Origin of the sequence: Pararobbsia alpina (assembly GCF_902859895.1) — a bacterium.
GTDB lineage: Bacteria > Pseudomonadota > Gammaproteobacteria > Burkholderiales > Burkholderiaceae > Pararobbsia > Pararobbsia alpina.
The window spans coordinates 431818-444203 of sequence record NZ_CADIKM010000001.1; the positions used below are offsets into that span (position 1 = coordinate 431818).

The 12386-nt window shown below is 62.6% G+C and carries 10 protein-coding genes and 1 pseudogene; 6 read left to right on the top strand and 5 right to left on the bottom strand.

Translation table 11 applies throughout. From position 1 onward, the window contains the following. Positions 1-7 precede the first annotated feature (7 nt). From prmA to HV670_RS01905, 6 genes and pseudogenes are all read left to right on the top strand, one after another. Positions 8-910, top strand: a complete 903-nt coding sequence (prmA, locus tag HV670_RS01885) for a 50S ribosomal protein L11 methyltransferase (protein WP_175103005.1) — start codon at positions 8-10, stop codon at positions 908-910. A 137-nt stretch (positions 911-1047) separates the two neighbouring features. Continuing rightward, positions 1048-1113: pseudogene (locus HV670_RS32165) on the top strand (MJ0042-type zinc finger domain-containing protein); the annotation flags it as partial. A gap of 159 nt (positions 1114-1272) precedes the next feature. Then, positions 1273-2640: a DUF3426 domain-containing protein gene (locus HV670_RS01890; RefSeq protein ID WP_246256880.1), complete on the top strand. Its 1368-nt coding sequence runs from the start codon at positions 1273-1275 to the stop codon at positions 2638-2640. Between the two features lie 17 nt (positions 2641-2657). After that, on the top strand, positions 2658-3158 hold the full coding sequence (gene tpx, locus HV670_RS01895) for a thiol peroxidase (RefSeq protein WP_175102913.1): 501 nt from the start codon (positions 2658-2660) through the stop codon (positions 3156-3158). A gap of 146 nt (positions 3159-3304) precedes the next feature. Beyond that, positions 3305-4243: a carbohydrate kinase family protein gene (locus tag HV670_RS01900; RefSeq protein ID WP_175102914.1), complete on the top strand. Its 939-nt coding sequence runs from the start codon at positions 3305-3307 to the stop codon at positions 4241-4243. Between the two features lie 22 nt (positions 4244-4265). After that, positions 4266-4742 carry an outer membrane lipoprotein gene (locus tag HV670_RS01905; protein WP_175102915.1) on the top strand — a complete coding sequence of 159 codons (477 nt, stop codon included), beginning with the start codon at positions 4266-4268 and terminating at the stop codon, positions 4740-4742. Between the two features lie 289 nt (positions 4743-5031). On the opposite strand, the gene HV670_RS01910 is transcribed toward HV670_RS01905, so the two are convergent. The 5 genes from HV670_RS01910 to HV670_RS01930 all read right to left on the bottom strand — a co-directional run bounded on the left by HV670_RS01910 (position 5032) and on the right by HV670_RS01930 (position 12384). After that, positions 5032-5607: a histone H1-like DNA-binding protein gene (locus HV670_RS01910; RefSeq protein ID WP_175102916.1), complete on the bottom strand. Its 576-nt coding sequence runs from the start codon at positions 5605-5607 to the stop codon at positions 5032-5034. Positions 5608-6066: 459 nt separating this feature from the next. Beyond that, positions 6067-7305 carry a ribonucleotide-diphosphate reductase subunit beta gene (locus tag HV670_RS01915; protein ID WP_175102917.1) on the bottom strand — a complete coding sequence of 413 codons (1239 nt, stop codon included), beginning with the start codon at positions 7303-7305 and terminating at the stop codon, positions 6067-6069. Positions 7306-7733: 428 nt separating this feature from the next. Then, a complete protein-coding gene (locus tag HV670_RS01920) occupies positions 7734-10802 on the bottom strand; it encodes a ribonucleoside-diphosphate reductase subunit alpha (RefSeq protein WP_175102918.1) in 3069 nt (1022 codons plus the stop codon). Between the two features lie 611 nt (positions 10803-11413). Next, positions 11414-12007: a 1,6-anhydro-N-acetylmuramyl-L-alanine amidase AmpD gene (gene ampD, locus HV670_RS01925; RefSeq protein ID WP_175102919.1), complete on the bottom strand. Its 594-nt coding sequence runs from the start codon at positions 12005-12007 to the stop codon at positions 11414-11416. Continuing rightward, entirely contained in the window at positions 12004-12384 is a 381-nt protein-coding gene (locus HV670_RS01930) for a PP0621 family protein (RefSeq protein WP_175102920.1), read from the bottom strand. Before HV670_RS01930 ends, ampD begins: the two co-directional genes overlap by 4 nt. Positions 12385-12386 lie beyond the last annotated feature (2 nt).

Consider the following 12386-nt stretch of genomic DNA (forward strand, 5'->3'; position numbering starts at 1 on the left):
TGAGCCCGTGAGCTACCGTGAACTGGTGATCGAGATCGATCGCGAACATGCCGAAGCCTTGTCGGATGCCCTGCTCGATCTCGGCGCGCTGTCGGTTTCGGTCGAGGATGCCGATGCCGACACGCCCGACGAGCAACCGCTGTTCGGCGAACCGGGGCTGATGCCCGAGCGCGAGGCGTGGCGCCGCTCACGCGTGATCGCGCTCGTCGCGCCCGATGCCGAGCCCGACGTGCTGCTGACGGCAGCCGCCAATGAACTGGGCCTCGACGAAGCGCCCAAGCATGCGGTGCGCGAAGTTGCGGATCAGGACTGGGTGCGGCTCACGCAATCGCAGTTCGAACCGATCCCAATCGGCAAGCGGATCTGGGTCGTCCCTTCGTGGCACGCGGCACCCGATCCCGATGCGCTGATTCTCGAGCTCGATCCCGGTCTCGCCTTCGGCACCGGCAGTCACCCGACCACGCGGCTGTGCATGGAGTGGCTCGAGCAGTCGCTCGCAGGCGGCGAGACGGTACTCGACTATGGTTGCGGTTCCGGTATTCTTGCGATCCTTGCGCAGAAGTGCGGTGCGAGCCGCGTGGTGGGTGTCGATATCGATCCGCAGGCGGTCGAGTCGGCCCGGCTCAACAGCGAGCGCAACCATGCACCGGTCGAGTACACCTTGCCCGACGATGCACCCCAGGACCGCTTCGATGTGGTGGTGGCGAATATCCTGTCGAATCCGTTGAAGCTGATGGCATCGATGTTGAGTTCGCGCGTGCGCCCGGGCGGCAAGCTCGCGTTGTCGGGTGTACTCGCCCGGCAGGCGGAGGAAGTCGCCGCGGCGTATGCGCCGTGGATCACGCTGAGCGTGTGGCGCGAGCACGAAGGGTGGGTTTGCTTGAGCGGAACCGCGGCGAAGTCCGCCTAGGTTCGCTTGCGCCGGGTGGTCCGCTTGCGCGGCCGCTTCGGCAATTTGATCAGTTTTCCACGGTGGACGGCTAGGCGTGAATCGTTAGTAGAATAGCGCCTATGCTCACCGACCGGCCTCCGTCTTAAATGGCTTCTATGGCGCTCGCGACCCGCTGCCCTCATTGCCAGACCGTTTTCAGGATCGTCCCCGACCAGCTCAAGCTGCATCGAGGTCTGGTCCGTTGCGGACATTGCCGCGAAGTATTCGACGGCGTTCTCCATCAGGTCGAGCCGCCGGTACGTCCGGCGCCACAGCCTGTTACGACTGCTGAACCTGTTTCGGCTGCCGCTTCCTCCGCCTTGTCCGAGGCTGCTTCTCCTATGGGCGATCATGCCATGGGAGAAGAGGAGCACGACACGAAGCCCGAGATGCGCGCTGCGCCTTCGGTCGATCTCGCGGACGAGCCGAACGTCGCGTCCTTGGACCATGTTGCGAACGAGCAGCATGCTTCGTCCCCAGACCACGTTGCGGACGAGCAGCATGCTCCGTCTCCAGACCACTTTGCGGACAAGCCGCACGTGACGCCTTCGGCTGAAGCTGAGGACGAGCTGCATACACCGGTGACAGAGCAGGTGTCGGATCACGCGACCGAGCCCCTCGAAAGCGGCTTCGATTCGCGGGCTGACACGACGCTCGGACATGAACTCCGCACGGAAGTGGCCGATACGACGGAACGCGACTTCGTGGCACGCGCCGCCGAAGCAGCGGAACACGATGCGCGCCTCGCGAGCGACGCGCCGCCTTTCGTCGCGGAAGACCCCGACGCGCACCACGGTCCCGCCGAAGCAACGCCCGCCGAGTCGCTCAACGAAACGTTTGCCGAAACACCTCACGACACACAGCGTGAACGGGATGAAGAGGCGGCAGCCGAATCGTTCTCGCATGATGCTGCCCACGAGCATGCGAAGCACGACAAGGTCGAGCGGAGTACCGTCGAACCCTTTGGCCACAGTCCGCGCCAGGCGTTCGGCCATGAAGAGGCGGTGCTCGACATCGAGCCGAGGACGCGACACTACGGCCCGACCATCCACACGGATCCCTGGTTGGCCCCGGCCGATACGCGCACCGAACCCGCGTTGAACCTCACCGCACCCGCGATCTCAGCGGCCGCCACCGCGGGCCCGGCGTTCATCCCGCTCGCCGACGACGACCGGAATGATTTCCGGATTCGTGTCGAACCGCATCCGGAACCCCGCGACGCTGAACTGCACCCCGCACGCCGGATTCTCGGCTGGATCGTCGCCGTGCTGCTGCTCGTGCTGCTGATCACCTTGCTCGCATGGTGGCAGCGTGAGCCGGTGATGTCGCGCTGGCCGCAGACGGTCGACGTGTACCAGCAGGCGTGCGCGAAACTCGGCTGCGCGGCCCTGCCGCCGCGCAATATCGACCAGCTCCAGATCGAAGCGTCGACCCTCACGCAAAGCACGCAGGCCAACCGGTTCGAATTGTCGATGAACCTGCACAACCGCGCGGCGCTCGCGCTCGCGTGGCCCGCGCTCGAGATCTCGCTGCTCGACGCCAACAACCAGTTGGTGATTCGCCGCGTAGTCAGCCCCGCGGAATATTTGCCGGCCGGCATCGACCTGAATGCCGGCATCGGCGCAAACGCCCGGCAGGCCGTCCGCTTGCAACTGACCGCGAACGGCGCGGCGCCGGCCAACTACCGTGTATTGATCTTCTATCCCTGAGCAGGCGGAGCAAAGCTATGAGTCAAGTCACCCTGGGCGGCAACCCGATCGAAGTCGCTGGCACCTTCCCCACCATCGGCCAGCAGGCCCCGGCCTTCTCGCTGGTCGGCAAGACGCTTGCCGACGTCAAGCTCGCCGACTTCGCCGGCAAACGCAAGGTCCTCAACATCGTGCCGAGTCTCGACACACCGACCTGCGCGACCTCGACGCGCAAGTTCAACGAAACCGCAGGCAAGCTCGACAACACCGTCGTGCTCGTGATCTCGGGCGACCTCCCCTTCGCGGCCTCGCGCTTCTGCACGACCGAAAATCTCGACAACGTGATCACACTGTCGACCTTCCGCGACCCCGCCTTCAAGTCCGCCTACGGCGTCGACGTCAAGAGCGGCCCGCTGAACGGCCTGACCGCACGCGCGGTCGTGGTGCTCGACGAAGACGACAAAGTCCTGCATTCGGAACTGGTCGGCGAAATCAAGAGCGAACCGAACTACGACGCTGCTCTCGCCGCACTCAAGTAGGCGTTCCTCATCTGGAGCGATGAAGGCCGGCAGCCGATGAGCGGTTCAGGCCTCAAAATAAGTGCCGATATCCTGTAGGGGATGTCGGCAACTGTTTCCGCCGCGGCCCCCGCGGCTTTTTCATTTTTATATCCAAGAGGTTTGATTTGGCTTCGCTGATTTCCGGCTCCATTGCCTACGACACCATCATGACGTTCGAAGGTCGGTTCAAGGAACATATCCTGCCGGACCAGGTGCATATCCTGAACGTGAGTTTCCTCGTGCCAACGATGCGCCGCGAATTCGGCGGCTGCGCGGGCAATATCGGCTACGCGCTGCACATGCTCGGCGGCGACGCGCGGATCATGGGCACGGTTGGCGAGCTCGATGCCCAGCCGTACTTAGACCGCCTGAACTCGCTCGGCCTGAGCACCGCGCACGTGCTCGCGCTGCCGGGCCAGTACACCGCCCAGGCCATGATCACGACGGATCTCGATAACAATCAGATCACCGCCTTCCACCCGGGCGCGATGATGCAGTCGCATCTGAACAAGATCGAGAAAGAATCCGGCGTCACGCTCGGCATCGTCGCACCCAACGGCCTCGACGGCATGCGCGAACATGCGGCACAATTGGCCGCCGTCGGTATTCCGTTCGTCTTCGATCCGGGCCAAGGCCTGCCGATCTTGAGCAGCGAGGACCTGCGGCGCATGATTGAACTTGCGACTTACGTGACGGTCAACGATTACGAGGCGAAGCTTCTGAGCGACAAGACCGGCTGGTCCGTTGCCGAGATCGCCGCCAAGGTCGATGCGATGATCGTGACGCTCGGAGAACACGGCGCACAGGTGCATCATCAAGGTCGTATCGAAGACATTCCTGCCGTCCTGGCAGAACGCGTCGTCGATCCTACCGGCTGCGGTGATGCATTCCGCGGTGGCCTGCTCCATGGCATTGAGCACGGTTGGGATTGGGCAACCACGGGCCGTCTCGCCAGCCTGATGGGCGCGCTGAAGATCGCTGAACAAGGTCCGCAGAACTATGCGTTCTCGCGCGATGAGATCGCCGAGCGTTTCAATCGGGCGTTCGGCTATCGCCTGCCGTGATTTTTCGGTTATGGAGAAGGGTATGAAAAGCATCATGCGCCTCGCATCGGCGGTCGCGTTGGTCGGCGCCCTCGCCTTGCAAGGATGTGCAAACTACAGCACCTCGCCCGACGTCTATACGGCCAACGCATCGCAACGCGAAGAGACAGTTCGCTTCGGCACGCTCGAGAGTGTTCGTGCGGTAAAGATCCAATCGAACGGCGGTCAGCCGAGCGGGCTGGGTGCGGTCGGTGGCGGCGCGCTGGGTGCGGTGGCCGGCAGCACGATCGGCGGCGGCAACGGCTCGATCCTGACGGCCATCGTCGGCGGTATTGCGGGCGCGGTCGCAGGCAATGCGATCGAGAACGGCGTTGCGACGCGCAATGGTGTCGAACTCACGGTGCGCCTCGACAACGGCGATCTGCGGGCGATCACCCAGGAGCAGACCGGCGAACTCTTCCGTGCGGGCGACCGCGTGCGTTTGCTGTCGAGCGCCGGCACGACACGCGTCACGCACTAGGCGGCGCAAGATCGCAGTACCCGCTGGAGCGGCGATGCAGCCATGCGTCGCCGCTTTTTCTTGCCCCCTTGTTTCGCGGGGCATCTCTTGTCTCTCGTCCCGACTCTCGCTTCCCGTTACCTGCATCCCCAGTCGCCCCACGCCTCGCGTCTGCGTCTTGTCGTTGAGCAAAAGCGCAGGCCGAAAAAAAATCCCGCCTGCCGGCGAACCGGCGGCGGGATCGGATTGAGTAGGCCTACTCAATCAGTGACGCGCACGAAGCGTGTCGGCTTTTGCTGCAACGAACGGCTTACGGACGGCTGCCGGTCGGGAACGGCCATGCTGCCGCCGGGTTCAACGCGGTCTTCACTGCGTTGGCCGGTGCCGTGGGTGCGACGGTGGAAGACGCTGCAGGGGCAGCGGCGGCAGGAGCCGCCGCCTTTTTCGCAGCGGCCTTCTTGGCAGCAGGAGCCTTCTTCGCGGCAGCCTTCTTGGCAGCAGCCTTCTTGGCAGGCGCCTTCTTCGCAGCGGCCTTCTTCGCCGGTGCAGCCTTCTTCGCAGCAGCCTTCTTCGCTACGACCTTCTTGGCCGCAACCTTCTTGACGGCAACCTTCTTCGCTGCGGCCTTCTTGGCCGGCGCAGCCTTCTTCGCTACAACCTTCTTCGCAACAACCTTCTTCGCTGCAACCTTCTTCGCTGCAACCTTCTTCGCAGCAACCTTCTTCACGGCAACTTTCTTTGCCGCGACTTTCTTGGCCGCAACCTTCTTCACTGCGACCTTCTTCACGGCAACCTTCTTCGTTGCAACCTTCTTGGCTGCGACTTTCTTCACGGCAACTTTCTTAGCCGGGGCTTTCTTCGCAGCAGTTTTCTTGGCGGTAGCCATTTTTTTGCTCCTTCAGGTTTCAAGTAAGAGTCGAACAAACCACACCCATCATCAAAACCCGCTTCCCGAGAGCGCGCACACGGGCACGCCCGCTACGAAGCGGGCCATTCATCGGCGTACGCGGTTCGACGTGCTTACGCTAATGAATACGGCAAGGCGCACACGGTCTCTTCGGACCGTGCGCGCCAAATACGAACCAGCAATCTGGCCGGCGATAGTCGTTTGATCAAGCCGTCCGCCTTGCGGCCGGCTTTAATACGGGGGTAGTAGGCCCGACCCACTGAAGGGCTGGCAAAGTGCATATCATCGTCGTGCGGGGCTCGTAAGCCACTCGGCGCGCTTTGCATTCAGGCGACCATGCTCCACAAAACTCGTTTGCATCGACATCGCGGGATGCCCACACGATGCCGACACATTCAAACTCCCCAAATCAACACTGCCACAGCCGGGCAAGCGAGCTCACTCCCAGCTCAACGCGCCGCCCGTTTGATATTCGATCACGCGTGTCTCGAAGAAATTGCGTTCCTTCTTCAGATCGATCATCTCGCTCATCCACGGGAACGGATTCTCTTCGTTCGGGAAAAGCGCATCAAGACCAATTTGCTGGCAACGGCGGTTCGCGATGAAGCGCAGGTAGCTCTTGAACATCGACGCGTTCAGGCCCAACACACCGCGAGGCATCGTGTCCTCGGCGTAGCGGTACTCGAGTTCGACCGCCTGCTGGAAGATCGCGTTGAGTTCGGCGCGGAACGCCGGCGTCCAGAGATGCGGATTCTCGAGCTTGAGCTGGTTGATCAGGTCGATGCCGAAATTGCAGTGCATCGATTCGTCGCGCAGGATGTATTGGTACTGCTCTGCGGCGCCAGTCATCTTGTTCTGGCGGCCGAGCGCAAGGATCTGGGTAAAGCCAACGTAAAAGAACAGGCCTTCCATGATGCAGGCGAACACGATCAGCGACTTGAGCAGTTGCTGGTCGGTTTCGGGCGTGCCGGTCTTGAACGATGGATCGGTCAGCACCGTGATGAACGGGATGAGGAACTCGTCCTTGGCGCGAATCGATTCGACTTCGTTGTACGCGTTGAAGATTTCGCTCTCGTCGAGCCCGAGCGACTCGACGATGTATTGATAGGCGTGCGTGTGGATCGCTTCCTCGAATGCCTGGCGCAGCAGGAACTGGCGGCATTCGGGTGCGGTGATATGGCGATAGGTGCCGAGCACGATATTGTTCGCGGCCAGCGAATCGGCGGTCACGAAGAAGCCGAGGTTGCGCTTGACCAGACGGCGTTCGTCGTCGGTCAGGCCGTTCGGGTCCTTCCAGAGCGCGATGTCGCGCGACATGTTCACTTCCTGCGGCATCCAGTGGTTCGCGCAGCCGGCCAGGTATTTTTCCCAGGCCCACTTGTACTTGAACGGCACGAGCTGATTGACGTCGGTCTTGCCGTTGATGATGCGCTTGTCCGCAACGTTCACACGCTTCGCGGTCAGTTCTTCGGAAGCGGGAGTCGAGGTCGTGGCGGCCAAGGGAGGTGTCGCGATGTCGAGCGCGAAGATGTCTTGCGGAAGGGAAGCGTGCTGAGCTGCAATCCGAGTCGATGCAGAGAGAGTCGCGATGGCGGCTCCAGCGGGTGCGCGCAATGCGTTTGCTTGCTCGCCGCTCGCGGGAGTTACGGCCGTGTTCTCGTCATCCCAGTTGAGCATGAATGTTCACCTTCAAGTTAGAACGGTTTGTACCATCTTTTCATCTGCGTTAAAAGGCTTCGCTGATGAAAATCCATGTTTTTGTTCGTGTGCTGCGACCTTCCTACAACACTCGCGCTCACCCATCGTCATCGTCAGCATGAGCACCGCATCGATTGCATGTGTCGGGCATCGTGAAGTGATGTCGCGTTGCACGTATCGTCGATGCTTCGATGACCTGCGAAGCGCTCTGCCGAGTGAGTCGGATATCAGCTCGACAGTGATAGGAAGGCGCTCAGGACATGAGCCACGAAGCGGGTGGAGTGCATGCTCGGGAAGCGTGAGCCGGAGCTCACGCGACCGCTTCATGCAAGCGACCTCATGCAAGCGACCTCATGCAAGCGACCTCATGCGATCCACCTCATGAGATCCGCTCGTCGCGATCCACCTTACTGGCAGGCTTCGCACTCGTCGAAGCCGGGGTCTCCCGGCCGCATCATGCACACCGGGCCCGCGATCTCTTCATCGCTGAGCGCCGCGCCCGCGTCCAGCACGATGGCGGACGAAGCCGCCGCCGGTGCCGGGCTCTTTGCTACTGCTGTCGCAAACGCTGCGCCTGCCGTGGCCGAAGGTGCGGCACCTGCGAGCACGCCGCTGCCGACGTGCGCCGCGATGCTCGAACCGCCGAGACCCAGACCGCCACCACCCACGCCACCGTCGCCGCTCGGCACCGCGTTCAGCGCGCCGTGCGCGACCGTCGATTTCTCGACATGGGTCGCCGCCATCGTGCGCAGGTAGTAGGTCGTCTTGAGACCGCGCAGCCATGCAAGCTTGTAGACCTCGTCGAGCTTCTTGCCCGACGCGCCCGCCATATAGATATTGAGCGACTGTGCTTGGTCGATCCACTTCTGGCGGCGCGACGCGGCTTCGACGAGCCACTTCGGATCGACTTCGAACGCCGTCGCGTAGATGCTGCGCAGGTCCGCCGGGATCCGGTCGATGCGCGAGAGGGTGCCGTCGAAGTACTTGAGATCGGCGACCATCACTTCGTCCCAGAGGCCGCGCGCTTTCAGGTCGCGCACCAGGTACTCGTTGACGACCGTGAACTCGCCCGAGAGATTCGATTTGACGTAGAGGTTCTGATACGTCGGTTCGATGCAGGCGGATACCCCGATGATGTTCGAGATCGTCGCGGTCGGCGCGATCGCGACGCAGTTCGAGTTACGCATGCCGTATTCAGCGATCCGCGAACGCAGCGCATCCCAGTCCATCGTGCTCGACGTATCGACTTCGACATAGCCGCCGCGCTCGTCGGCGAGCAGCTTGAGCGTGTCCTGCGGGAGGATGCCGCGATCCCACAGCGAACCGCGGTAGCTCGAGTAGCGGCCGCGCTCGGCAGCGAGTTCGGTCGAGGCCCAGTAGGCGTAGTAACAGACCGCTTCCATCGAAAGGTCGGCGAACTCGACGGCGGAGTCCGACGCATACGGCGTGCGCAGCAGGTGCAGGCTGTCCTGGAAGCCCATGATGCCCAGGCCCACCGGACGATGCTTGAGGTTCGAGTTGCGCGCCTTGGCGACGGCGTAATAGTTGATGTCGATCACGTTGTCGAGCATGCGCATCGCGACCGAGATCGTCTTCTTGAGCTTGTCGTGATCGAGCACCAGTGCGTCGCCTTCCTGCTTCAGATGCGCGACGAGGTTGACCGAACCGAGGTTGCAGACGGCGATTTCCGTGTCGCTCGTGTTCAGCGTGATTTCGGTGCAGAGGTTCGACGAATGGACGACACCGACGTGCTGTTGCGGCGAACGCACATTGCACGGATCCTTGAACGTGATCCACGGGTGGCCGGTTTCGAACAGCATGCCCAGCATCTTGCGCCAGAGCTGGGCAGCCGGAACCTTGCGGAACAGCTTGAGCTCGCCGCGCGCGACTTTCTCTTCATAGCCGACATAGGCCTTCTCGAACTCGGCGCCGAACTTGTCGTGCAGGTCCGGGCAGGTCGACGGCGAGAACAGCGTCCACTCACCGTTTTCGTGGACGCGCTTCATGAACAGGTCCGGAATCCAGTTCGCGGTGTTCATGTCGTGCGTGCGGCGGCGATCGTCGCCCGTGTTCTTGCGCAGCTCGAGGAATTCCTCGATGTCGAGGTGCCACGTCTCCAGGTAGGCGCAGACCGCGCCCTTGCGCTTGCCGCCCTGGTTCACCGCGACGGCCGTGTCGTTGACGACCTTCAGGAACGGCACCACGCCTTGCGATTTGCCGTTCGTGCCCTTGATGTGCGAGCCGAGTGCGCGCACGCGCGTCCAGTCGTTGCCGAGGCCGCCCGCGAATTTCGAGAGCAGCGCGTTTTCCTTGAGTCCTTCATAGATGCCGTCGAGATCGTCGGCGATCGTCGTCAGGTAGCACGACGAGAGTTGCGAACGGCGCGTGCCCGAGTTGAACAGCGTCGGTGTCGAGCTCATGAAGTCGAAGCTCGACAGCACGTTGTAAAACTCGATTGCGCGCGCCTCGCGGTCGATCTCGCCGAGCGCGAGGCCCATCGACACACGCATGAAGAATGCCTGCGGCAATTCGATGCGCACGCCGTCGTGGTGCAGGAAGTAGCGATCGTAGAGCGTCTGCAGGCCGAGATAGCCGAACTGCAGGTCGCGGTTCGCATCGAGCGCGGCGCCGAGCCGCTTCAGGTCGAATTGTGCCAGCTTCTCATCGAGCAACTCGGCGTCGATCCCGCGCTTGATGAACTGCGGGAAGTATTCCGCATAACGGGTCGACATCTCGGCGGGCATGACTTCCTCGCCGAGGATTTCACGACGGATCGTGTGCAGCAGGATGCGCGCGGTCGCCTGGCTGTAGGCCGGCTCCTTTTCGATCATCGTGCGCGATGCAAGGATCGCCGAATCGTAGACTTGCGTGATCGGTACGCCGTCGTAAAGATTCTTGACCGTCTCCGCGACGATCGGCTCCGGCTTCACGGCTTCGCCGAGATTTTCACAGGCCGAGGCGATCAGCGACTTGAGCGCGCTCATGTCGAGCGGGCGCGCGACGCCGTTGTCGACCACATTGATGCCGTGCGACGGCTGCGGATCGGGTTCGTGCGCGCGCTCCTGCGAACGCTTTTCGCGATAGAGCACGTAGGCGCGCGCGACGTTGTGCTCGCCGGCACGCATCAACGCGAGTTCGACCTGGTCCTGGATGTCTTCTATATGAAACGTGCCGCCGTTGGGGCGGCTGCGCACGAGTGCGCGCACGACGCTTTGCGTCATCTGCTCGACCAGCTCGCGCACGCGCGCGGAACCGGCGCCCTGCCCGCCGTTTACGGCGAGGAAGGCCTTCGTGACGGCGATGGCGATCTTCGACGGTTCGAAGGCGACCACCGAGCCATTGCGGCGGATCACCTTGTAGTCGGCATAGGCCGACGAAGGGGCGAGCGGCTGAGCGCCCGGCGCATTGCCGAGGCGGCCGGCTCCTTCGGCGAGCGACTGTCCTGGCGACGTCGTCGTCACGTTTTCGGTCTGCATGTGCAAAGCTCCTGGTCTGTGTTCAGTGTGCGGTGTTGCCGCGATGGACGAATAGAAGAGGCCGATAACCATCCCCATGGCCGTGAGTGCCGGGTCCCCGTGCGGCGCATCATGCGATGCACGCGCGGTCATGCTTGAAACGCTGCGCTCACGCTCGGCCGCCTCTGAGAGGCGACGCTCAGTCAACAAGTACGACTTCGACAACGACTCGGCCGGATGGCCCCGGCGCCCGTCGACGATTCGTCCAGGGCGCCAGCCAGCAGTGGCCTGGAGCGAAAAACACCGCATAGGAGGTCGTCCTAGTCGGTGTTTAGAGCGCTCTAAAACGAGGCACAGATTTGGTGGATAAACACAATATCTAGTACCCCGCCTGACTGCGTACACCAAGTATAGTGTGTACCCTCGGCCGGCTCCAAGGGATTAATTTGGCCAGATGGCCTTGACTTATTGGCGAGCTCGATAAGATCCCGATCGAAGCGAGATGAATAGATATTCATCTCGCCGGCAGGTGCATCGCTCAATCGTCCGCTGGGTCCGATGGAGGGGCGATCCGTGCACGAGGGGTGTGCACGGCGATGCGCATGAGCTGCCGAAAGAACAGGCAGCGCCACTCATCGTCGTTCGAACGGGCCAGTATTCAGGTAGGGAAAATACTCAGAGGGCAGCTCGAGTTGCCGCCTCAGGCGAAGCCAGTCGAAGTGTGGGCCCGGGTCGGTTTTTCGTCCCGGCGCGATATCCGAATGCCCGGCGATCGCGCTCAATCGATAGCGTGCGACGAGAGACGAAGCCAGTGCCGCCAGCACCTCGTACTGCGCTTGGGCAAACGGCTGCGTGTCGCTGCCCTCGAGCTCGATGCCGATCGAAAAATCGTTGCAGCGTTCGCGGCCGAAAAAATCGGAGCGCCCCGCGTGCCAGGCGCGCGCCTCGCACGAGACGAACTGGTCGAGCGCGCCGTCGCGGCGAATCAGGAAATGCGCCGACACGCGCACGCCCCGGATCTGTTCATAGAACGGATGCGCATCCCAGTCGAGGCGGTTCTGAAAAAAATCGGCAATCGCGCCGCCGCCGAACTGCTCAGGCGGCAGGCTGATATTGTGGATCACGAGCAGGTCCGGCACGACCTCATCGGGACGCGCGTCGAAGTTCGGCGAAGGCCGGTGTGTCGCAGCCGTGACCCAGCCCGCATCATCGATTGCGAATCTCAACGCCCGTCGCCCGCCTGCGCGACGCGCACCGCGTAGTCGTGCGCATGCTTCGGACCGCAGAAATTCCGACCAAGCGAAGCCGTCGCTTCCGAGATCGGCAAGTAGGTATCGCAATGCGCGCAACGCACCATAGGTTCAGGCAGTGCGAGCCGGGCACCATGACCGCCCCGGTTTGCGGCCTTGGCTCCGGCGGTCCCCTTCGATCCCTGTGCTCCACCCGCGGCACTTGCGGCGTTCGCATTCGCCGTGCCGCGGCCGCCCGCCTGGCTAGCCTCATGACGCGCACGCCCGGCGGCCGCCTCGCGCAGGCGCTGCAGCTTGCGCCAGTACCAGTTGGCAATAATGCCGATCAGAATCAGCAGGATCAATCGTTGCATGG

Excerpts from the sequence above, each read along its gene's own strand:
- HV670_RS01920 (WP_175102918.1), bottom strand. The coding sequence starts at position 10,802 with ATGCAGACCGAAAACGTGACGACGACGTCGCCAGGACAGTCGCTCGCC.
- HV670_RS01910 (WP_175102916.1), bottom strand. The coding sequence starts at position 5,607 with ATGGCTACCGCCAAGAAAACTGCTGCGAAGAAAGCCCCGGCTAAGAAA.
- HV670_RS01915 (WP_175102917.1), bottom strand. The coding sequence starts at position 7,305 with ATGCTCAACTGGGATGACGAGAACACGGCCGTAACTCCCGCGAGCGGC.
- HV670_RS01930 (WP_175102920.1), bottom strand. The coding sequence starts at position 12,384 with ATGCAACGATTGATCCTGCTGATTCTGATCGGCATTATTGCCAACTGG.
- HV670_RS01890 (WP_246256880.1), top strand. The coding sequence starts at position 1,273 with ATGGGCGATCATGCCATGGGAGAAGAGGAGCACGACACGAAGCCCGAG.
- tpx (WP_175102913.1), top strand. The coding sequence starts at position 2,658 with ATGAGTCAAGTCACCCTGGGCGGCAACCCGATCGAAGTCGCTGGCACC.
- HV670_RS01905 (WP_175102915.1), top strand. The coding sequence starts at position 4,266 with ATGAAAAGCATCATGCGCCTCGCATCGGCGGTCGCGTTGGTCGGCGCC.